The 19886-nt window shown below is 70.6% G+C and carries 19 protein-coding genes and 4 pseudogenes; 10 read left to right on the top strand and 13 right to left on the bottom strand.

Annotated features, from left to right (window positions below; translation table 11 throughout):
- Window positions 1-31: 31 nt before the first annotated feature.
- Window positions 32-320: pseudogene (locus ACFYQQ_RS19695) on the bottom strand (hypothetical protein); the annotation flags it as partial.
- Window positions 321-462: 142 nt separating this feature from the next.
- Between ACFYQQ_RS19695 and ACFYQQ_RS19690 the strand changes: the two are divergent.
- Entirely contained in the window at window positions 463-996 is a 534-nt protein-coding gene (locus ACFYQQ_RS19690) for a DinB family protein (RefSeq protein ID WP_355785726.1), read from the top strand.
- A 198-nt stretch (window positions 997-1194) separates the two neighbouring features.
- On the opposite strand, the pseudogene ACFYQQ_RS19685 reads toward ACFYQQ_RS19690, so the two are convergent.
- Both ACFYQQ_RS19685 and ACFYQQ_RS19680 read right to left on the bottom strand, forming a co-directional pair.
- Window positions 1195-1868, bottom strand: a pseudogene (locus ACFYQQ_RS19685) (DinB family protein).
- Between the two features lie 170 nt (window positions 1869-2038).
- Window positions 2039-3580, bottom strand: coding sequence for a polysaccharide lyase family 1 protein (locus ACFYQQ_RS19680; protein WP_388904879.1), 1542 nt, complete (start codon window positions 3578-3580; stop codon window positions 2039-2041).
- 896 nt (window positions 3581-4476) lie between these two features.
- Between ACFYQQ_RS19680 and ACFYQQ_RS19675 the strand changes: the two genes are divergently transcribed.
- Window positions 4477-5127, top strand: coding sequence for a class I SAM-dependent methyltransferase (locus tag ACFYQQ_RS19675; protein WP_355779763.1), 651 nt, complete (start codon window positions 4477-4479; stop codon window positions 5125-5127).
- A 244-nt stretch (window positions 5128-5371) separates the two neighbouring features.
- On the opposite strand, the gene ACFYQQ_RS19670 is transcribed toward ACFYQQ_RS19675, so the two are convergent.
- The 6 genes and pseudogenes from ACFYQQ_RS19670 to ACFYQQ_RS19645 form a co-directional block, all read right to left on the bottom strand.
- Window positions 5372-6037, bottom strand: coding sequence for a hemerythrin domain-containing protein (locus tag ACFYQQ_RS19670; protein ID WP_355779736.1), 666 nt, complete (start codon window positions 6035-6037; stop codon window positions 5372-5374).
- A 223-nt stretch (window positions 6038-6260) separates the two neighbouring features.
- On the bottom strand, window positions 6261-6941 hold the full coding sequence (locus ACFYQQ_RS19665) for a DUF3618 domain-containing protein (protein ID WP_355779733.1): 681 nt from the start codon (window positions 6939-6941) through the stop codon (window positions 6261-6263).
- The gene (locus ACFYQQ_RS19660; protein ID WP_355779730.1) at window positions 6917-7354 is read right to left on the bottom strand and encodes a phage holin family protein; all 438 of its coding nucleotides are present in this window, start codon (window positions 7352-7354) and stop codon (window positions 6917-6919) included. The genes ACFYQQ_RS19665 and ACFYQQ_RS19660 overlap by 25 nt, the downstream gene beginning before the upstream one ends.
- Window position 7355: 1 nt before the next feature.
- Entirely contained in the window at window positions 7356-7997 is a 642-nt protein-coding gene (locus ACFYQQ_RS19655; RefSeq protein ID WP_355779727.1) for a hypothetical protein, read from the bottom strand.
- Between the two features lie 404 nt (window positions 7998-8401).
- A pseudogene (locus ACFYQQ_RS19650) lies at window positions 8402-9293 on the bottom strand (phytase); the annotation flags it as partial.
- Between the two features lie 96 nt (window positions 9294-9389).
- On the bottom strand, window positions 9390-10148 hold the full coding sequence (locus ACFYQQ_RS19645) for an SDR family oxidoreductase (RefSeq protein ID WP_355779724.1): 759 nt from the start codon (window positions 10146-10148) through the stop codon (window positions 9390-9392).
- Between the two features lie 150 nt (window positions 10149-10298).
- Between ACFYQQ_RS19645 and ACFYQQ_RS19640 the strand changes: the two genes are divergently transcribed.
- Both ACFYQQ_RS19640 and ACFYQQ_RS19635 read left to right on the top strand, forming a co-directional pair.
- On the top strand, window positions 10299-10937 hold the full coding sequence (locus ACFYQQ_RS19640) for a TetR/AcrR family transcriptional regulator (RefSeq protein ID WP_355779721.1): 639 nt from the start codon (window positions 10299-10301) through the stop codon (window positions 10935-10937).
- A gap of 203 nt (window positions 10938-11140) precedes the next feature.
- Window positions 11141-11656 carry an SMI1/KNR4 family protein gene (locus tag ACFYQQ_RS19635; protein ID WP_355779718.1) on the top strand — a complete coding sequence of 172 codons (516 nt, stop codon included), beginning with the start codon at window positions 11141-11143 and terminating at the stop codon, window positions 11654-11656.
- A gap of 25 nt (window positions 11657-11681) precedes the next feature.
- On the opposite strand, the gene ACFYQQ_RS19630 is transcribed toward ACFYQQ_RS19635, so the two are convergent.
- Entirely contained in the window at window positions 11682-12905 is a 1224-nt protein-coding gene (locus ACFYQQ_RS19630; RefSeq protein ID WP_355779760.1) for a cation:proton antiporter, read from the bottom strand.
- A 22-nt stretch (window positions 12906-12927) separates the two neighbouring features.
- Complete coding sequence (locus ACFYQQ_RS19625; protein WP_356169880.1) at window positions 12928-13074, bottom strand: hypothetical protein; 147 nt, start codon at window positions 13072-13074, stop codon at window positions 12928-12930.
- A gap of 262 nt (window positions 13075-13336) precedes the next feature.
- On the opposite strand from ACFYQQ_RS19625, the gene ACFYQQ_RS19620 reads away from it, so the two are divergent.
- Entirely contained in the window at window positions 13337-14527 is a 1191-nt protein-coding gene (locus tag ACFYQQ_RS19620; protein ID WP_355794869.1) for an MFS transporter, read from the top strand.
- Window positions 14528-14846: 319 nt separating this feature from the next.
- Window positions 14847-15614: a tetratricopeptide repeat protein gene (locus ACFYQQ_RS19615; protein ID WP_388904878.1), complete on the top strand. Its 768-nt coding sequence runs from the start codon at window positions 14847-14849 to the stop codon at window positions 15612-15614.
- Window positions 15615-15799: 185 nt separating this feature from the next.
- Here ACFYQQ_RS19615 and ACFYQQ_RS19610 read toward each other — a convergent pair whose 3' ends face one another.
- Window positions 15800-16078 carry a GlsB/YeaQ/YmgE family stress response membrane protein gene (locus ACFYQQ_RS19610; protein WP_356169872.1) on the bottom strand — a complete coding sequence of 93 codons (279 nt, stop codon included), beginning with the start codon at window positions 16076-16078 and terminating at the stop codon, window positions 15800-15802.
- A gap of 290 nt (window positions 16079-16368) precedes the next feature.
- Window positions 16369-16770 carry an excalibur calcium-binding protein gene (locus tag ACFYQQ_RS19605; RefSeq protein WP_355795494.1) on the bottom strand — a complete coding sequence of 134 codons (402 nt, stop codon included), beginning with the start codon at window positions 16768-16770 and terminating at the stop codon, window positions 16369-16371.
- Between the two features lie 174 nt (window positions 16771-16944).
- Between ACFYQQ_RS19605 and ACFYQQ_RS19600 the strand changes: the two are divergent.
- From ACFYQQ_RS19600 to ACFYQQ_RS19585, 4 genes and pseudogenes are all read left to right on the top strand, one after another.
- Window positions 16945-17127 (top strand): annotated as a pseudogene (locus ACFYQQ_RS19600) (DUF2269 domain-containing protein); the annotation flags it as partial.
- A 287-nt stretch (window positions 17128-17414) separates the two neighbouring features.
- A complete protein-coding gene (locus ACFYQQ_RS19595; RefSeq protein WP_388904877.1) occupies window positions 17415-17960 on the top strand; it encodes an ATP-binding protein in 546 nt (181 codons plus the stop codon).
- 195 nt (window positions 17961-18155) lie between these two features.
- Window positions 18156-18962 carry an MBL fold metallo-hydrolase gene (locus ACFYQQ_RS19590; RefSeq protein ID WP_388904876.1) on the top strand — a complete coding sequence of 269 codons (807 nt, stop codon included), beginning with the start codon at window positions 18156-18158 and terminating at the stop codon, window positions 18960-18962.
- A gap of 397 nt (window positions 18963-19359) precedes the next feature.
- Window positions 19360-19803 (top strand): VOC family protein, encoded by a 444-nt coding sequence (locus ACFYQQ_RS19585; RefSeq protein ID WP_355791969.1) that lies wholly within the window; start codon window positions 19360-19362, stop codon window positions 19801-19803.
- Window positions 19804-19886: the final 83 nt, after the last annotated feature.

Genomic DNA, 19886 nt, shown 5'->3' with positions numbered 1-19886 from the left:
GACCAAGAGGCACTTGACCAGCACGAAGGCCGGGCCAGGAGATGAACGGCAGTCGAGGCAGCCCCAGCACCGGTCGTCGTCCACACCAGGTCGAAGGAGAGCGCTGTCAGCGCCGGGCCGTGGCGCGGGTCGAGCCACACCCGCAGGGGCTTCACCGCCTTGTCCGGCAACCCGAACTCAGTGAGCCGCCGCCGCTCAGCGGCCTCCCAGTTCCGCGTCAGCAGCCTGTGCGTCTCATACCCCTCGGGTCGCCGGTACGGCTTCGCGGCATACGGATTCAACGGCCCGTCGACATCCACCAACAACACCGGTCGCACCAACTGCCCCCTCCTGAGGTGTGGATGGCACGGTACCTGGCCACGCTGGGCCCCTACCGCCCACGAGACTGAAGATGTGGGCGCCGATACCCGCGGTGAACAGGGGGACATGAGGTCGGCCGTGCAATCACGCTACGTTCGCCATATGCAGCAACCCTCGGCGAGCGTTCCCGCGCCCTTGGACGGCCCTGCCGTCGACGTCTCTGACGCCCATGAACTGCTGCTCGGCTATCTGGAGTGGTACCGCGAGGCTCTCCTGCGAAAGCTCGCCGGGCTGCCCGACGAACAACTCCGCACGCCTGTGGAACCATTGGGCTGGTCGCCGCTCGGCCTGGTCCAGCACCTCGGCTGGGTCGAACGCCGATGGCTGCGCTGGGGGTTCGGCGCCGAGGACGTCATCGCGTATCCGCCGGGTGGAGACGCTGAGGAATGGACGGTGCCCTCAGGGACCCCCACTGCACAGATTCTGGCCGCGTATCAGGCAGAGGTAGCCGCCGCGCAGGCCCTCACGCTGCAAGCCGCACTGAGCGACACGGCCCGTCTCGGAGGCCGCTTCAAGACGCCCGATCAGGCGCCCTCGCTCGGGCGGATCCTCTTCCATCTCCTCCAGGAGTACGCCCGCCATCTCGGTCACCTCGACATCGCGCGAGAGCTCATCGACGGCGAGACCGGCGAGTGAGGAACAGTTGCGGTGGCCCACTGCCCTACTGCTGGTCAGGGGTGCCGGCTCCGACGCGCGCGAGGGCGACGAGGTGGGGCGCGTCCACGCGGCCGACGGTGCACCGTCGGCCGACTCGATGACCAGAAGTCGATCACTCGGAAAGGCGCCCTCCGCGTCCGCCCGAGGTCGATCCACAGGTCAGAGCGTTCCTCGGGTTCATGAGTCGGATGGCGCAATCGACGGCCTCGTAGGTGTCGTGCCGTCGTTCCCGGCAGTCGCGCAGGCGCGATACAGGTCGCGCAGCAGGGCGACCTCGGCGCCGTGGTCAGAAGTCCTGGTTGACCCACCACACGATGTCGAGGAACGGCTCCTCCGGGTCGCTGCCGTGCGGATAGGTGCGGTACCCCACGGTGTCGAGTGCGACGTCGTCGACGCGCAACAGGGCCGTCCGCCAAGCCTCGGCAGCTGCGCCGAATTCTGCGACCGCTCCCGTGACGTCCCCGCTCACAACGTAGTCGTCCCGGGTCAGCGCGTGACTGCCTGCGGTGTGGTCGGCGCGTAGGAGGAGCATCTCGCTGAGGTGACTCAGCCGCCAGGCGATGGTGGTGAAGGTCGGCGGCCAGGGGTGCGGACAGGAGGCGGCGTCGCGTCCCCAGTCACCGGTACCCGCCAGGAAGGTCACACGCGGTCCCGCCCCGTCCACGCGCCGCCGGACCGACCAACAACCGGGCACCGGCTCCCACAGGAACTCCGCACCCGTCATGGGGCTGAACCTCGGCATCCACCCCGTCGCCGCTGTCCACGCCCGGCCCAGACATACGGGCGGTGAGGCGCCGGCTTGCGAAGTCGAACTGCTCCACCAACGGAGCGAGGCGGGACGGCGCCTGCATCGGATGCTCCTGTCTGAGGCGGCCAGTGACATTCCGTCAGCCTGGCACGCCCGGCGCCACAGTCGCGTCCAATTTCTCGCGCACTCTCCCGAGGCTGACTGATCGGACAGACAGGTCAGGAGCGGCTCCGGCCGGCCGCTTGTGCGGCCGGCCGGGTCACGCCGTTCCGGTCAGGCGTAGGTCTCGAACTCGGCCACCTTGGGCGTCCCGCTCGACGAGGTGATCTCGAACGTGACCTTCTTCAGCGAAGTGGACGCGAAGGAGACGACCCCCGCCCCGCTGCCCGAGGCCAGCACGGACCCGGTGTCGCCGTTGAGTACGCGCCAGGAGCCGATGTTGCCGGTGGCGCCCGAGGCCTCCTTGATGTTGATCTTGGAGATGGTCGTCGCGGAGCCCCACTTGATCGAGATGGAGCCGGTCGAGCCGGCCGGCGACCAGTAGGTGCTGGTGTTTCCGTCACGGACGTTGCCGTAACTGGTCCCGCTCGCCTTGCTGGAGCCGTCGGAGTCGGCGCCGATGCTCAGGTTGGTCCCGATCGGCGTGGGCGTGGGCGTCGGAGTGGGCGTGGGCGTCGGCGACGACGGCGGGGTGGGAGTGGGCGTCGTCGGCGTGCAGTTGCCGTCCGACACCTTCAGGCCGTTGTTGGCGCCCGCCGTCGCGGTCACGATCGACGGTACGCAGGACGCGCCGTCCAGGGTGTAGGCGTAGGGGATGCTCACGGTCGTGTTCGACGTCGGGTTCGGGCCGGCCGGGTTGTTGTCCTCCCCAGGGGCCGACCAGGTCACGTTGTCGAAGATGTTGCCGCTGACCTGCCAGTAGCCGGGCAGGTCCGTGTAGAAGGTGCCAAGGACGTCCTTGGAGTCCTTGAAGTAGTTGTTGTCGACCTTGGCCTTGCCGCCGGCGCGGGGGTTGATGCCGGACGAGTTCAGGCTGACGTAGTAGTTGTTGTAGATGTGCGCGGTGGCGCCGCGCAGCAGGGGCGTACGGGAGTCGATGTTCTCGTACCGGTTGTGGTGGAAGGTGACGGGCCCGTTGGCGAGGTCGCTGTCGCTGGAACCGACGAGCCCGCCACGGCCGGAGTTGCGCAGGATGCTGTAGGACAAGGTCACGTACTTGGTGTTGTCCTTCATGTCGAACAGGCCGTCGAAACCCTCCGATTCACCTCCCGAGGCGACCAACGTGGCATGGTCGACCCAGACGTTGTGCACGTCGGTCTCCATGCCGACGGCGTCACCGCCGTTGGACGTGGGCGAGCCGGACTTTTTCACGTTCTGCACGGTCACGTTCTGGACGATGATGTTGCTGGACTGGCGGATGTGGATGCCGATCTGGTCGAACACGGCACCTCCGCCCACTCCGACGAGAGTGACGTTGCTGATGTCCTTCAGCTCGATCACGCCCGCGGCCGTGTTGCAGCTGGTCCCGGACACCTTGGCGGTGTTGCCGACGGTGATGGTCCCCTCGACCTGGATGACCAGCGGGGTGCTGCTGCTGGCCCTGCTGCACAGCGCCTGGTGGATCTGGGTGCCGGTGGTGGCCTTGACCGTCGCTCCGCCGGCGCCGCCGGTCGTCCCACCGTTCTGGGTGGCGAACCCGGTCGCTCCGGCCGCTGCCGCCGAAGCGGTGGGCATCGACAGGACCACGCCTGTCGCCGCCGCCAGGGCCAGTGTGCCGAGTGCCGCGGAGAGTCGCAGTGCGACTGGCTTTCTCATCCTTGCCTCGTCTTTCGTCATCGCGTGCCGGGGGTGCCGCGCACGTCCGAGCCCGGTCGGCAGGCAGGGGGAGATCACCGAAATGCCATGCAGATGTCATGTACGCAGGGCACATTCGGATCTGCCGATCCGGTGCGGGTGTTGTTCTCGCCACCAGGCGAGAGGAACGGTGGTGCGGGTGATACAGCTCTGACTTGAAGTGCGGCCGGTGTGCGGATGGGATGCCGGACCCCTGGAGTACACGCCCGCGGCGGAGGCGTACGCCGCCGAGAGGAGCGACCCCGGGGAAGGAAGTGCGTCCCGGTCGGAACCTGAGTGCGGTGCGGGCGCCCGTCGCCGTGGCCACGACGGCGGGCAGGGCGATGCGTCCGTACCCCGGAGCCCATCCCTGACTCCCGGCACGTCGGCACCTCGGCGCGGTCGGCCTTTACGCCACCCCTCGCCGGATCGGTTACGGCTTGCGGGCTGCGACGGCTGTACCGCGGCCACCTTCTCCGGCGCGGTCGACGCACACCGGGAAAGCGCTTTCTCTCCGCGAGGATAGGGCGGTCGTCGCCGAGTTGACAAGAATGTGAACAGCGTTCCCTCAGTCGATTTCCGTCGCTGCGCCATCCGCGTTGTGGCGCCACACCTGCACCCGGTCTTCACCTGACTAGGGTCGGCATACCGGAGCACCACCACGTCACACGCTCGTTCACAACAATGAACGTTGTTCTGTGATGAGAACGCCCTCAGAAGGGGCGCCGGAGAGCCGTCACTTCACTCGGACTTGCCTGGCGAGCCGGCAACACCTCTGTCCGAGCCCGGTTTTGCCGGTTCGGCAAGCGGACTGGCCGGGGCGGAGCATCCTGCCCGACCGTGGGTCCGTGAGCGACGACACCGTAGGAGAAACGACCATGGCCGACCTGCCGACGTCTGCCGACACCTACGCCGGAGACCCGGCGGTGCGGGAAGAGTGGGACACGCGCTACGCCGGGCGAGAGCAATTGTGGAGCGGCCGGCCCAATGGCGCGCTGGAGGCCGAGGTCGCCGGGCTCACTCCCGGACGGGCACTCGACGTCGGCTGCGGCGAGGGCGCCGACGCCGTCTGGCTGGCCCGCGAGGGCTGGGAGGTGACCGCGATCGAGGTCTCCGGCGTGGCGCTGGAGCGGGCGGCCAGGCACGCGCGGGACGCCGGTGTCACCGTTCGCTGGGTGCACGCCGCACTGACGGAGGCGGCGCTCGCGCCGGGCTCGTTCGACCTGGTCTCCGCGCAGTACCCGGCGCTGCTGCGCACCCCCGATGCGGCTGCCGAGCGCGCACTGCTCGCGGCCGTCGCACCCGGCGGCGTACTGCTGGTCGTGCATCACGCCGGCATGGAGACACGGCAGGTGGACGACGGGGACTTCGATCCCGCCGACTACGTATGGCCCTCGATGATCTCCGCCCTGCTCGACGACGACTGGGAGATCGAAGCCGACGAGCAGCGTCCACGTGTGGCACCCGATGGCGGCGCGGGCGCGCATCACACCGATGACGTGGTGCTGCGTGCTCGCCGACTGCGTTGATGTCCGTGAGCGGCTGACGGATCGTGAAAGACCGGCGGGCAGGGGCGAGACGCACGGCCCCGGTGGGATGATTTGTCCTCCACCGAGGCGGTGACTCCGACGGCGCACCCCTCCCCCGCTGTCGACTCCCGCGCTGCGATGGTGAGTTACCCTCGGCGGCAGCGCTCCACAGGCGCACGCGGAGTCCGCTTCGGGAGACCTCGGCACGGGTGATCTCGTACCCGCGTCGTCAACGGCCGCTGTCTCACAGCCGTTTGCGCAGGACGACCACGGCGGTGACAGCGGCCAGAGCAGCACCCACGCCGATGAGCGCCTTGTCGGGAGCGGAACCGTTGACGCCGAAAGCGTCGCGGGCACGGTCGGAGAGACTGAGGGGTACGCCCAGGAGCGCGTTCCCGGGCGGGCGCCTGGGGATGACGGGGTGCGGGTGGGTGGGGGCGGTCCGCCGTACCGCTTCCCAGGCGGTGCCGAGTCCCCGTAGCCGCGCGTCGTCCATGGCGTCCTGGAGCCGGGGCAACAGCAGGTCCTCCTCGTCTCTGATGTCCTGCCGTATCAGATCGAAGGCTCGCCGCACCTTGTCCTCGCGCTCGGGATCTCCCGGGGACAGACGCTCCATGTCGGCCACGAGACCGTTGATCTCCTGGTGTTCCTCCTCGACCCGGGCGGTGAGCTCCTCGCCGCCCGGGACCGAGCGCCGTACGGCGGGCCACAGCACGCTCTCCTCCGCGAAGGCGTGGCTGAAAACCAGTTGGACGAGCTGCCGCAGGATCTGTTCGCGTCGGCGTGTGTCGCCCATGGCCCGGTACCGGTTCATCAGCTCGTCCATCTGCACGTGTTCACGGCGCTGCCGGACAAGGACGCTGCCGTGGCCGCCGAGTTGCAGAACGCTCTGGTCCTTGATGGTCCTCACGATGGTTCACTCCCGTCTTCACACCACCACGAGCCGGGACTCTTGATCCGGCGATCCCCTTCGCCGTTCGTGCGACGCCGGTGCCCGCTGCCGCCCTGTAGGCAGGGCCCGTTCGCGCCGACGGGATGTCCCTGGGCGGGTGCCGTCCGGGGACATCCTGTCGCGATGGGTCGCGGCGTCACTCGTCTCTCCGAAGCGAGCCGCCACCAGCGGGCTCAGCGGATCACAGGCCTCCGCCGGACGGCCGCCGGGCCTCGTCGGCGATGTTCTGGCCCGAGGACCGGGCCTGATCCGTGACGTGCTCGGCCTTGCCCCGTGCCTCTTCCTGTGTGGTGCGCGCCGCGTCCACCGTCGTCTCCTTGACGCTCTGGGCGGCGTCCTGCGCGACTTCGGTCGCGTCCTGCTTGAGCTGCTGGGCCGATTCCACCGCGGCCTGCTTGACCGGTTCGATGACACCGTCGGCGCGGTCGGCGAGCTGCGCGGCCGCCTGCTCCTCGGCCTGCGTGGTCGGGAGGAGGGAAGCCGCGAGGAGCCCCGCTCCGAAGGCGATCAGACCGGCCGCGAGAGGATTGCCCTGGGTCTGGCGCATCGCCTGCTCCGGCATGTTCTGAACGGCTTCACCGGCCTGGCCCACCGCCTGCTTGGCGGTGTCGGTGGCCTGTCCGGCCGATTCCTGGAGGGACTGGGTCGCCTGGCGGGTGCGGTCGGTGGCCTGGCCCGCGGTCGTGGAGGCGCTGCCCATGACACGCTCGCGCAGCCCGGTGACGGCCCCGCGGACGTGCTCGGTGCGGCGGCGTACGACCCGCGAGGGGCTGGTGCGATCCGCCAGCCGGTCCACGTCCTGAGAGAGCTTCTCCCGCGTCGCTTCGATCTCGGCCCTCACTTGGTCGGGTGACGTGCCCATTCCGCGTCCTCCTTCAACGTCTCGACGGTCTGCTCGGGCTTGGGTGACACCGTCTTCATCTGGGAGCGGCCCTTCGCGTACAGGACGGCCCCGATGACGGCCCACACGGCGGTGACGATGAGTGCCGCCCACGCGGCGTCCATCACGTTGGCGAGGCCGAAGACAGCGGCCAGCGACAGGAAGAGGGCGACCATGTAGCCGGCGAAACCGGCGCCGCCGTACATGCCCGCGGCCTTGCCCGCCTTCGTGGCCTCCTCGCGGACCTCGACCTTGGCCAGCTCCACCTCCTGGCGGAACAGTTGCTGCACGTCGGAGGTGATCGTGGAGAGCAGCGCGCCTACCGACTGGTCCCCGCCCTCCGACCGTCCCTGTCCGTATCCCTGCGACCCCGGCGGGGGGTATGCCGACGCCATCTCACACCCCCGGGTGCGGCGGCACCGGCGGCGTGGTGGGCGGTACGACCGGCGCGGGCGGCACCCCCTGGGACGGTGGCAGCGGCATCTGGGGAGGCGGTTCTATGGACTGCGGGGCGGTGGAGCCCTGCCCCGTCCGTACGCCACCGGTGGAGCCGGACTGGCTCGCCTTCTTCCCGGCCTTCGCGAGCCGGCCGACGAGCAGCCCGGCCGCGACCGCCCCGCCCAGGAACGCGCCGGGGCGGCGCCTGGCGAACTGCTGGAGGTCTTGGAGCGCTCCGTCGACACCGCTCTTGTCCAGGTAGTCGGCGGCCCGGTGGCCGCCGCCCGCCGCCTGGTCGACCAGGGCACGGGCCGGTGAGTCGCCCGGCGCGTTGTCGGCGAGCCCGGTCAGGTCCTGCGCCCACTGCCGCAGCGTTCCGGACAGCCGCTGCACCTGACCGTCGGCCTCCGCGCGGACCCGGTCCTGAAGGTCCCCGAATGCCGAGCCGACCTGCCGGCGCGCCTCGTCCGTCACGTTCCTGGCCTGATCTACGGCCGTCGACGTGACGTCACTCGCGGCCTGCTTCACCTGCCCAGCGGTCTGGGACACCTCCTCCTTGGATGTCTGCGTCGCCTGTTGCACACGTCCCGTATCGGTCATGAGCCCTCCTCCTCGGTCCAGGCCCAGTCCGCCGTCGACGCCGTGGCGCGGTGGGCGCCACGTCACCGGCAAGGTGAGAACCGGGGTGAAAACGTGTTGTCGGCGCCCCGGGTATCCACCCCGTCGTCGTAGGAAACGAGGTGATGCCCTCCGATTACGGGAGTGAGGTGACATGCCCGGAATTCGCGCACACTCCGCCTTCGTCACCGTTCGGCTCATGGGGTGCGCGATCATCCCTCCTCCCTGGTGGGGGACCGCGGAACGGTGGCGAAGGCGGCCCGCGCCGCCGAGCGGCTCGTCCGGCAGGAAGCGGTGGAACAGGCCGAACGGCGCGGAGGAGGCGTCGGTCTCGTGGACGGCACCGCTGTACGGGTCGACGGCGACCGACTCGTGCGCGAAACGCCCCCGGTGGCTTCGCGCTCCTCGCCTTCACCGTCGGTCACGGCGGGGGTGTCGTGGCCGTCCTGGACGACCAGCAGGCCTTGCGGATAGCGGCTGCCCAGTGGGGCGTTGAGGACGGCGGCACCGTCGCACTGCTCGGATCCGTCGAACGTGCTGCTCGCGCCACGATCCGGAAGCCGCCTTCGTACTCGTTGTCCTCGTCGGCCCCACGGTCGTAGAGCACGAAGGTGTCGTCGCCCTGGCTGGAGGCCATGAGGTAGCCGTCGCCGTCCGGTACTTGGAGCAGGGTGAGGCACTCGACGTCGGCGGCCAGCCGGGTGCCGTCGTAGCCCGGGGCCGCGCCCGGGGTGCACTCCCCGGTGACGTCGTCATAGGTGCCCGGGACGCCGAACTCCCTGACCTTGTCGACCAGGACGGGTGGGCCGGTGAGCTCGACGCGCAGCCTCCAGATGCCGACGTCCTCCTGTCCGGCGTAGAGCAGTCCGTGCGCCGGGTCCGCCACCGTCCCCTCGCCCTGCGGGCCTCGCCCGGTTCACCGCACGGGGTCCAGGAGGTGCCGGCGGGGAGACGGAAGGCGGACGGCAGGTCGAGGGTGCGGATCTGGCGGTAGCCGACCGTTCCGGCGAAGGCGGGCCGCAACTCCAGGAGCGCGAGGCGGGTTTCGTAGCGGCGGCTGACCAGGGCGTACGCGCGTCCGGTGGCCCGGTCCGTCCAGGTGGCGAGGCCATAAGCGGTGGGCTGGTCGTTGATCTCGTCCCGGTTCGAGGAGAAGACGGCGGGAGCGGACGGGTCGGTCACGTCGGTGAGGGGGGCGCCGGCACCGGACGGGGCGATGCGGTAGCCCCGGAGTCTGTCGTTGCCGCGATCACTGACGACCGCCAGATCCGACCGGCCGTGGCGAGCGGGAAGCGGGATACGAGAGCGTCGGCGGCTACACCCCAGCCAGCCGCGTCACCAACCCGTCCGATCAGCACACCTAGAGCAGGGCGCCTAGAGCAGGGCGCCTCCTGAGACCTCGAGGCGCTGGGCGGTGACCCAGCGCAGGCTGTCGGAGGCGAGGGCGGCGATGGCGTCGCCGATCTCGGCGGGTTCGCCGACGCGACCCAGAGCGGTCTGCGCCGCCAGCCCCGCTCGCATGTCGGTGTCATCGCGCATGGCGCCGCCGTTGAAGTCGGTGGCGGTCGGCCCCGGGGCGACGGAGTTGACCCGGATGCCGCGCGGCCCCAGTTCCAGGGCAAGGGTGCGGCTGAGTGCCTCGACGGCGGCCTTGGACGCCGAGTAGACGGCGGTGGCGGGGCTGGTGTGGCGGGTCAGGGAGCTGGACACGTTGATGACGCCGGCGGGGTCGGCAAGGAGCGGCAGCAGAGCCTGGATGAGGAAGAACGTGCCGCGAACGTTGGTATCCATCATCGCGTCGAAGTCCGCGACGCTGACCTGCTCCAAGGGGCCGAAGATCCCCACCCCGGCGTTGTTCACCAGGATGTCGAGCCGTATGGCGTCCCAGAGCCGCAGATGGTCGCCGAGCCCTGCCGCGAAGAGAGGGAACGAATCGACGTCACTGATGTCGAGACGCAGCGCGAGGGCGGCGGACCCGGCCGCCCGCACCGCCTCAACGGTCTCCCGCGCCCCCGCCTCGTCGCCCCGGTGCGTGACGATCACCCTGGCCCCGCGCTGCGCCAGCGCCACCGCCGTACCGCGGCCCAGCCCCCGGTTGGCACCGGTCACCAGCGCGATCTTCTTGCTGTCCATGCAACGACTCCTCGGGCGGAAAAAGGAAAGAGCCCGCCGGGCTCACTGCCACGGCGCGGGCTGCGAGTCGACCGACTCGCCTCTTTCACCGTAGGGTCACCCCAGAGGCGAGTCAAGTGACTCGCCTCGCCACCCAGGCATACTGTCCTCATGGCAGAAGGACTCTCCGACCACCACCGTCGGCTGGCTCAGCAGAAGCGGGAAGCGATCACCTCGTCCGCCACCGCACTGTTCCTGGAACGGGGATACGGGGGGACGTCGCTGGCCCGGATCGCCGAGGCGGCCCTCGTGTCGAAGTCGACGCTGTTCAAGCAGTTCCCGACCAAGGCCGCCCTGTTCGAGGCCATCGTGACCGAGTCCTGGCAGCAGGGGTCCGGCGAAGCACCGGCCCGGCCCCCGGCGGGCGACCTGCGTGCGGGGCTGGAGGTCATCGGCCGCCAGTACGCCGAGCTGATGGGCCGGCCCGGCATGACGGCCCTGTTCAGGATCGTGATCGCCGAGCTGCCGCGCCTGCCCGAGCTGGGCACGATGCAGTTCCAGCTGGGCAAGCTGCCCTACTTCGACTCCGTGCGGCTCTACCTACAGGCGGAGGACGAGGCCGGCACCGCCCGCGTGCCCGACGCGGAGAGTGCCGCGAACCAGTTCCTCGGCATGATCGCCAACTTCGTCCTGTGGCCCCGGATGCTGCTCACCGACTGGGACCCCGGCGCGCGGGAGACGGGTTACGCCGTCGACGAGGCCGTGGAGACGATGCTCGCCCGGTACGGCACCGACCGGCAGAATCCGTAGACCCAAGGGCCGCCCGACCGTGCCGCTGCGTGCGTCCGTGCGGCGGAGGCGTGCAGATCGGTCGTCGGGTGGGGCGGTGGCCCGTGGACGCCGATGGACGCGCCGTCGGGGATGCTGCCGCAGACGCCAGTAGCCGCTGCCGGGGCGGGTCGGCGACGGCGCGGCATGGTTCGGCGTCACCCTCGGCTCCTACGATGCACGCCATGGCACGTTTTGAGGACCTACGGCAACTCCTCTGGGACCCCGACAGCAGCTACGGCGTACAGCTGCCCCTGACACGACAGGCGATCGCGCAGGCGGAGGACCGATTGGGTGTCGTCCTTCCCGGAACCCTGCTCGATCTGCTCCGCACCCGGAATGGCGGGCAGATCGCGGACGACTGGAACGCATTTCCCACGAGCGGCCCGACGTCGTGGAGCGCCGACCACGTCCCCTTCGACAGCATGATGGGCATCGGTCACCGCGAAGAGGCACTGTCCATGCTGGACAGCCCCTATCTGGTGGCCGAATGGGAGCTGCCCGCGAACGTGGTGACGTTCTCGGGCGACGGTCACTGGTGGATCGGGCTCGACTACCGCGCCGGGGGGTGCCACGGGGAACCGTCCGTCACGTGGTTCGAGGCGGACGACGGCACGGAGTTGCCCCTCGCCCCCGACTTCCGGTCCTTCGTCGAGGGCCTCACCTCCGCCGGTCGTTTCGAGAGGGAGGAGCCGGCCTGAGTTCGCGCGCGAACGCCTACCCCCCTCACCACGTCTCCGCGTCCTTCGCCGTGCCGAGGTCCGGTTCCTCGCGGGCCGTGGGTCCGGTGGACGACCGCACCCGCATCGCCAGCAGCGGGAGTACGAGGACCGAGATCATCGCGGCGCCCACCAGCGCCGCGGCGGCGTCCGAGCCGAGCACCTTCTGGTCGACGCCGATGGTCGTGATCGCCGCGACGAGCGGGAGGCACGTCGACGCGAAGAGGGCGAGCGCGGCCCGGTCCGGCCGCGTGAGGTCGCGGGGAGCGAGCAGGTAGACCGGGCCGCCGCGCACCAGCACGACGAGCAGCAGGAACACCGGCACGAGCAGCAGGGCCCCGAGGTCGTGCAGCAGCGCGTGCAGGTCGAACTCGATGCCGGTGACCACGTAGAACAGGGGCACCAGGAAGCCGAATCCCATGGCCTCCACCTTGCCCAGGACCTCTTCGCTGCTCTCGGGCGCGGCTCGGTGCAGGACGAGACGCGTCAGGACACCGGCGGCGAACGCGCCGAGCAGCACGTCGAGACCGAAGACCTCGGCCAGTCCCAGCATGCAGGCCAGCAGCAGCATCACGAAACGGACCGCGAACTGCCCGCTGCTGTGCAGGGTCCGCTCGGTCAGCCGGGCGAACCACGGCGGCCTCGGGCGCAGCGCCCAGAACACGGCGCCGGCCGTGATCACACCGAACGCGGCGAGCAGGGCCGCGGACTCCCCCGGACGGCGGCCGCTGAGCAGCAGGGCCACGGCGACCACGGGGCCGAACTCCCCCACCGCGCCGAACGACGACATCACGGTGCCGAAGCGGCCCCGCAGCTGGCCGCTGTCGCGGAGCATCGGCAGGACCGTGCCGAGCGCCGTGCTGGTCAGCGCGGTGCCGATGACGAACGCCTCGTAGGCGTCCCCGCCGCTGATCGGGAAGGCCACCCCGATGCCCACCGCGAGCGAGACCAGCCACGCCCACACGGAGCGGCGCAGCGTGTCACCGCGTACCGCCGCGAAGTCGATCTCGTAGCCGGCCAGGAAGATCAGCATGGACAGTCCGAGGTCGGCGAGGGTGTCGACGACCTTGTCGGGCTGGGCCCAGCCGAGGACGTCGGGACCGATCAGAATGCCGAGTCCGATCTCGAAGATGACCAGCGGCACCCTGATGTGGCGGCCCGAGGCGTAGACGAGCAGAGGCGCCAGGACGGACGCCGCGAGGATCAGGACGAGGGTGCCGGGGTGGGTCATCAGCGGCTCGACGGACGCCGGATCACGGCGCGACGACGGCGAACTGGGCCTCCACCGCGCCGAGATGGCGACGACGGAGCGGTCCGGCGAACAGCCGCACCGTGACTCCCGTCTCGGCCTCGGGACGCCGATCCAGGCCCTCGGGACCGGACCGCGTGTGCTGTGGCATGGACGTCTCCCTCCCGCGTGGCATGCGCCGGCCGACGACGCCGGGGCTGCGGCGCGCGGCCCTGTGCCACTCTCACCCGGGCCTCGGGAGCGGACCACCGGGTGTACGCCGTCGGAGGGAGACCGGCGGTGGGTGGCGAAAGCGCGAGGGCGGCGCGGGCGAGCGGTGCACCTGCAACGCGTGGGCGTGTCATCGGCAGCCCTCGCTCCCGACGGCACGCCGATCACGGTCCGGGTGGCCGGGCGGGGTTACGGTCGGCGGCATGGACAGTGATCGCCGTGGCTGGCTCCCGTGTCTGCTGGGCGGGGCGGTGTTCGCCGTGTGCATGGCCGGCACCACGCTGCCGACTCCCCTCTACGGCCTGTACCAGGAGAAGTTCGACTTCTCCGAGCTGACGGTCACCGTCGTGTACGCCGTGTACGCGTTCGGAGTCATCGCCGTGCTGCTGGCGGCGGGCAACGCCTCGGACGCCATCGGCAGACGGCCCGTCCTGCTGTGGGGTCTGGGCTTCGCGGCGGCGAGCGCCGTGTGCTTCCTGGCCGCCCAGGGGCTGGGCTGGCTGTACGTGGGGCGGCTGCTGTCGGGCCTGTCCGCCGGCCTGTTCACCGGGGCGGCGACGGCGTACGTGATGGACCTGGCGCCGCGGGGTGCCGCGGCACGGGCCACTTTGGTCGCGACGGCCGCCAACATGGGCGGGCTCGGCTGCGGCCCGCTGCTCGCCGGAGTGCTCGCCCAGTACGCGGACTGGCCGCTGTACCTGCCGTTCGTCGTGCACCTCGCCCTGGTGGCCTGCTCGGCCGCCGTCCTGCTGTGGCTCCCGGAGACGGTACGCGAGCGACAGCCGCTGAGGAGCGTACGGCCACAACGACCCAGCCTTCCGCCTCAGGTCAGGTCGGTGTTCGCGCCCGCCGCCATCGCCTCGTTCGTGGGCTTCGCGCTGTTCGGGGTGTTCACCTCGGTCAGTCCCGCGTTCCTGGCGCAGTCGTTGGACGTGCACAACCACGCCGTGAGCGGGCTGGTCGTCGCGCTGGCCTTCTTCGCCTCGACCGGCGGGCAACTGGCCGTCGGCCGGGTCGGGGTGAGCCGGTCCCTGCCACTGGGCTGTGCGCTGCTCTTCGCGGGGCTGGCGCTCCTCGCGGGCGCGCTGCGGTGGGACCTGCTGGTGCTGGTGGCCCTGGCCGCCGTCGTCGGTGGCGTCGGGCAGGGGCTCGCCTTTCGTGGCGCGCTGTCCGCGGTGGCCGGCGCGTCCCCGCCCGAGCACCGTGCTGCCGTGATCTCGACGTTGTTCGTGGTGGCTTACGCGGGCATCTCGGTGCCGGTCATCGGTGTGGGGCTGCTGACGGAACCGCTCGGGCTGGAGGGCGCGGGACTGGTGTTCATCGCGTGCATGGCCGTACTCGTGACGACCGCCGCCGTGTATCTGCTGCGGCGACCGGTGCCGACGGACAAGTAGTGGGGTGAGTGCGGTATCCCGCGTACCGGTGCCCACCGCGCCGGGTTCCGCCCGTCGTTCCGCCGCAGGCCCGACAGCGCCGACCGGACCACACGTACGCCCTGTACGCCCCGCTGATCTCAACACAGCTGACACTCTGTTCACTTGGGCACCCAGGCGCCCTTGAGCCGGATGAACGCGGGCCGCCGCCGAACACAACGGCCAGGCCCATGTACCGTCGCTCCTCGTGGAGTTCGTACGGATGCGCGGTGTGCGGTGGTGGCCCCGGCGGGACGCGAAGGGATTCTCCGAATCCCAGACGGCGGCCCTCAAAGAGCTCTTGAGTCTCGTCAAAGCGGACAGGTACGAGGAGGTCGAGGTCCGGGCACGTGCCCTCGCGACCGTGCCCCACCGCAACGGAGGCCGGGACGCCATGACCGTGTGGCTGGCCAGGACGTTCGCGGCGTCGGCGGCCGTGCTGCACGGACGCGGGGAGGATGTCCTGCCGGAACTGGACGCGCTCTCGGTCGAGTTGGCGCACACCAGCGGCACCGACCGGACCGTCCTGCTGGTGAACCGGGTGAGCCGTGCCACCGTCCTCATCCGCCTGGAGCGCTACAACGAGGCAGAGGCCGAGGTGTCCGACGTCCTGCGCGCTGTGACCCGGTTGGCGCATCTGACGGACGTGTGGGACGTCGAACTGTCCGCCTTGGCGTGCCTGGCGGAGGTCCTGTGCGCGCAGGGCCGGTACGAGGAGGCCGAGGCCGTGGCACGGGGACATCTGCCGCGCGCGAAGGGCAGCAGGGCTACCTCCCTGCGGTGTCTGCTGGCCCAGAGTCTGAACGGGCAGGGCCGGTACGAGGAGGCCCTGGCCGAGTGCCATATCCCCACCGCACCCGTCTCCCGGGCCGGAACCGGACACCTGGGTATGGTCACCGCCGACGCCCTGCACGGCCTGGGCCGCCGCGTCGAGGCGGAGACCACGGCGCGGCAGGCGCTCGACGACTGCGAGCGTCTTCTCCATCCGTCCCATCCCCGCATCGGCAAGATCCGCGCCCTGCTGGCCGACATCACCGCCGAGGAGCCCCCGGGCGAGGGTTCCAACTGAGCTCGCCCGCAGGGCCTGACCCCGGCCGGGCACGCCGTCGACGGGGAGACCCGCTCGCGCGACCTCCCGCGATCATGCGTTGCGGCGCCGGGCATCCTGCGCGCACGGACTTCGTCCGCGAGTGTCGCGGGACAGACGTCGGCAGGCCCCGCCCGGAGAGGGCGGGGCCTGCCGAGACGGGTAGGTCAGGCGTGACGGTGCGAACGCCGATTGCCCGTGACGAGTCGGTACAGCACGAGCAGGATCAGGGAACCGACGATCGCCGCCACCCAGGTCGACAGCTCGAAGAAGCCGTCAACGGAGTCGACGTCGAAGAGGACCTTCCCCAGCCAGCCTCCCAGCAGGCCGCCCGCGATACCGATCAGCATGGTGATGATGATTCCGCCCGGGTCTTTACCGGGCAGCAGCAGCTTGGCGATGGCACCGGCCAGCAGGCCGATCAGAATCCAGGCGATGATGCCCACGACTCCTCCTCAGACAATCGGAAGTGCGTTCATCCTCCGACTGCACCCAGAACGTGAACATAAACATTCCATAAGCCAATCCGCTGCCTGGGAATCTTCGAGGGCGGAGGTGCGAGGACGTGCCCGACGGCCCGGACCACCCCGAGGACCGACGCACCCTCCGCCGCACCGCTGTGGGCCGGACCAGCCGGGATGACTCCGCAGAACTCGAGCGGGACCGGAACGATTCTCACCGGCGTGCACCGCCCAGGACCCCCAGACTCCAGACCCGTCTCGCTCGTCCGGGACTGTCAGCCGCGGCGCATCCGCCTCAGCACCACGACCGCCGCGAGCACGCCGGCCGCGGTGAGTCCCGCACCCAGACTCACGTCCCAGACGGACGGACCGGTGTGGACGGCTCCACCCGTACCGCCCTGAACACCACGGGTGGGGGTGAGGGGCACCGGGACAGAGGCTCTGCTCGGCGAGGCGGTAGGGCGGTGCGGCAGGACCTCGCACGCGATGCCGTCGTCCACGCCCCGGTCCTCGTCCAGACGGTTCGGGTCCGCGGGGTTCGCGTCGAAGACGGCCTGCGCGTCCTCCTGGTAGACGAAATTGCGGCAGTCGAGGTCCTGAGCGTGCGCGACGCCGGACAAGGGAGCGACCGATGCGATCGCGGCGACTATGCCGCCCACAACTCCACGGCGACTCATGTAACGCCTCCTTCCAGCCTGGAACGGCTGACGTCCCGACGCTAGAAGCGGCCGCTCGGCACGGCCCGCGAGGCTGGGCCGAACGAGTGCGTCACCGACCGTGCACGCCGTGTGCCGCCCGGGAAGACGCGGTTTTCCACGGACACCGGTGACCACCGAGAAGCAGGCCCGCCCGCGCGCGATCCCCTGCCCGACGCCGGCGATCTCCTGTTCCGGCCGATCGTCTCCCTGTCCGCGTACGTCTTCATGGTGGTGATCTCGGTCCTGAAGCCCTGGGGGCCGACGCGACGGGGTCGCGGACTGCGTACGTCCGCCCCTGACGCGATCCGGGCCGAGCGCAGCCGCCGGACGACGTGAGCAAGCGCGCAATCGCGTGCGGGGCGTCGGGCTGAGCCGAGGGCCGGAACGCTCTGTCGGCGCGGTCGCCGGTCCCGCCCGCGCCGGCACCGGTGATGCCGCCGCGCGCGGGCCGCCGGCGGGCTCCAGCGCCGCCGGAAGCGTCGCCGATCCTCGTCCCGGGGCGTCTGCGAGACCGGTCGCACTCCCCTCCCGGCCTGCAAAGTGGGAGACCTGGGGTATGTGGGCTGTCGTGCCGACAGCACGACAGTGACAAAGCACCACAGATCGACAGGGCGTGTTTACCCATGGTCATCCCGCTTGGGAAGCAGGCGGCGGATGAGCACGGGCCCGACTCGAACGTGACGCCGAACTGGGAGATCTCCTGGGGCGGCGGTGCGATGACAAGCGCGCGAGCGCGCCACGCGGCGAGCGCGTTCCTCGAGCGGACCCGGCAGTCCGGCCTGATTTCCCCCACCCCCCACGACATGCAGAACGTCCAACTCGTGGTCAGTGAACTGGTGACGAACGTGTTGCGCCACACGTCCGGTACCGGCAGCCTGCGTATCGAGCTCGCTCCCGACGGCACCCAGGCCCGGATCACCGTCCGGGACACCTCCCCCTGCACACCCCGGGTGCTGGAGCGGGACCCCAGGCGCCTCGGCGGTCACGGCCTGGAGATCGTCGAGGCCGTCAGCCGAAGCCTGAGTGTCGAACCGGGTCCGGACGGCACCGGCAAAATGATCATCGTGGACATCCCCCTCACCCCGGCGGAGCCCGCCAACTGGTCCTCCGGGCAGACGCGGGTCACCGGCGCCGGCCGGCAGACGGCGCGCTCCTCCCAGGACGCCTGAGGCCCGTCGGGCGACAGCTCAAAGGTGCGCTGACCGCCCGCGCCGACGGTCGCGGTCGCCCCGCGTGCGACCCGGCCTCCGCCGCCTCCAGCCCCGGGCCCAGGGCGGCGGCTCCCCGCCCACTCGAACTACGCCACAGGGGCATGACAGTTACAGTGAGTCTCCAGAGAGGCAACTCACCAGCGAGGTGCGGTCATGGCTCACGCAGTCAGTTCCGAACGCCGACCCTGTGCCGTCGCGGTGCTCGGCGGACCGACCACCGTCATCGACATCGGCGGTCTGCGGCTGGTCTGCGATCCCACATTCGACGACGCCGGTGACCACGGCTACCTGACGAAGACCGCGGGGCCCGCGGCGACCGAGGCGGACCTCGGCGCGGTCGACGCCGTCCTGATCAGTCACGACCTGCATCCCGACAACCTGGACACCCGTGGCCGAGCCTTCGCGCTGGGCTCCCCGCTCGTACTCACCGGCCCTGCCGCCGCCGCACGCCTGGGCTCACCCGCGCAAGGGCTCGCGACCTGGGACATGGCCGCCCTCGACCGGCCCGACGGCGGAACGCTCGAAGTCTGCGCCGTCCCCGCCCAGCACGGGCCCGACGACGGAGAGCGCGATCAGGACGGGCACGTGAACTGCGAGGTGACCGGGTTCGTACTGCGCGGCTCCGGTCTGCCGACCGTGTACGTGAGCGGTGACAACGCCTCCGTCGGAATCGTCGCCAGGATCGCCAGGCGCATGGCGCCGATCGATGTCGCCGTGCTGTTCATGGGCGCGGCGCGGGTGCCGGCCAAGATGGGCGGGCGTCCGCTGACCCTGTCCGCGCAGCGGGCGAGCGCCGCCGCGTCCGTACTGGGCGCGCCCGTCGTGATCCCAGCGCACTGCGACGGTTGGGCGCATTTCAGTGAGGAACGCGGCGACATCCGGCAGGCGTTCGACGACGCGGGACTCGCCGGGTGCCTGCGCACGGCGGACAACGGCACCTGGATCGACCTGCCGTTCTGAGCGTCGGCAACTCCACGTCCCGCAGGTGCTGCTGACGGTGGCGCCGAAGCCCGGAGCGGCCGGAGTCGCCCGGCTTGTGCGTAAAAGTGGCGCCGTCGAAGTCCCGCAGTATCGTGGAGTGGTCTTCAGGCCGCGCCGCCTCCGCGGATCCGGCGTGGCATCGGCGCCTCGGGCGGCTGTCGCACGGCCGCGCTTCCGCACTCGCGGCGCCGGGCAGGACCGTACAGCTTTCTGTGCGCCCCACCGCGGCGCACTCACATCGGCGCCACCCGCGCTGCCGGGACGAGCACCACTTTCCGTCCCGCGGGCGCACTCCTCTTCCCCACGCGGGAACGGGAGTTGCGGCGACCGGCGCGAGTTGCGCGCACGACTGCCGACAGGGCAGGAGGACTCCACCGTGGACATGAGACTCGAAGTCGTGGTCATCCCGGTCGCCGACGTCGACCGCTCGAAGGACTTCTACAAGGCACTGGGGTGGCGGCTGGACGCCGACTTCGACGCCGGTGACGGCTTCCGTGTGGTGCAGCTGACTCCCCCGGGTTCGTCGTGCTCGGTGATCTTCGGAAACAAGGTCAGCTCGGCCGCACCGGGTTCCGCGGAGGGCCTGCACCTCGTGGTCTCGGACATCGAGGCCGCGCGGGAGGAGTTGGCCCGCGGCGGAGTCGAGGTGAGCGAGGTCTTCCACGACGCGGCAGGGGTCTTCCACCGTGCCGGCGGCGAGAACCAGGTGCCGGGGCCGGATCCCGAGCGGCGCAGCTATTCGTCCTTCGTCTCGTTCACCGACCCGGACGGCAACGCCTGGACGGTGCAGGAGATCACGGAGCGCCTTCCCGGACGGTGACGCTCAAGCCCCTCGTGCGCGAGACGGGGCACGTGGGCGGTACGAATGATCGCTCCGGCGGCGTGACTCCGGCCTGTCACTTA

Origin of the sequence: Streptomyces sp. NPDC005496, assembly GCF_042872045.1 — a bacterium.
Taxonomy (GTDB): Bacteria; Actinomycetota; Actinomycetes; order Streptomycetales; family Streptomycetaceae; genus Streptomyces.
This window is presented reverse-complemented; position numbering and strand designations above follow the sequence as displayed.

What these genes read in the sequence shown, in the direction of transcription:
- ACFYQQ_RS19690 (WP_355785726.1), top strand. Translation starts at nt 463, where the DNA reads ATGCAGCAACCCTCGGCGAGCGTTCCCGCGCCCTTGGACGGCCCTGCC.
- ACFYQQ_RS19680 (WP_388904879.1), bottom strand. Translation starts at nt 3,580, where the DNA reads ATGAGAAAGCCAGTCGCACTGCGACTCTCCGCGGCACTCGGCACACTG.
- ACFYQQ_RS19675 (WP_355779763.1), top strand. Translation starts at nt 4,477, where the DNA reads ATGGCCGACCTGCCGACGTCTGCCGACACCTACGCCGGAGACCCGGCG.
- ACFYQQ_RS19665 (WP_355779733.1), bottom strand. Translation starts at nt 6,941, where the DNA reads ATGGGCACGTCACCCGACCAAGTGAGGGCCGAGATCGAAGCGACGCGG.
- ACFYQQ_RS19660 (WP_355779730.1), bottom strand. Translation starts at nt 7,354, where the DNA reads ATGGCGTCGGCATACCCCCCGCCGGGGTCGCAGGGATACGGACAGGGA.
- ACFYQQ_RS19655 (WP_355779727.1), bottom strand. Translation starts at nt 7,997, where the DNA reads ATGACCGATACGGGACGTGTGCAACAGGCGACGCAGACATCCAAGGAG.
- ACFYQQ_RS19645 (WP_355779724.1), bottom strand. Translation starts at nt 10,148, where the DNA reads ATGGACAGCAAGAAGATCGCGCTGGTGACCGGTGCCAACCGGGGGCTG.
- ACFYQQ_RS19640 (WP_355779721.1), top strand. Translation starts at nt 10,299, where the DNA reads ATGGCAGAAGGACTCTCCGACCACCACCGTCGGCTGGCTCAGCAGAAG.
- ACFYQQ_RS19635 (WP_355779718.1), top strand. Translation starts at nt 11,141, where the DNA reads ATGGCACGTTTTGAGGACCTACGGCAACTCCTCTGGGACCCCGACAGC.
- ACFYQQ_RS19630 (WP_355779760.1), bottom strand. Translation starts at nt 12,905, where the DNA reads ATGACCCACCCCGGCACCCTCGTCCTGATCCTCGCGGCGTCCGTCCTG.
- ACFYQQ_RS19625 (WP_356169880.1), bottom strand. Translation starts at nt 13,074, where the DNA reads ATGCCACAGCACACGCGGTCCGGTCCCGAGGGCCTGGATCGGCGTCCC.
- ACFYQQ_RS19620 (WP_355794869.1), top strand. Translation starts at nt 13,337, where the DNA reads ATGGACAGTGATCGCCGTGGCTGGCTCCCGTGTCTGCTGGGCGGGGCG.
- ACFYQQ_RS19605 (WP_355795494.1), bottom strand. Translation starts at nt 16,770, where the DNA reads ATGAGTCGCCGTGGAGTTGTGGGCGGCATAGTCGCCGCGATCGCATCG.
- ACFYQQ_RS19595 (WP_388904877.1), top strand. Translation starts at nt 17,415, where the DNA reads ATGGTCATCCCGCTTGGGAAGCAGGCGGCGGATGAGCACGGGCCCGAC.
- ACFYQQ_RS19590 (WP_388904876.1), top strand. Translation starts at nt 18,156, where the DNA reads ATGGCTCACGCAGTCAGTTCCGAACGCCGACCCTGTGCCGTCGCGGTG.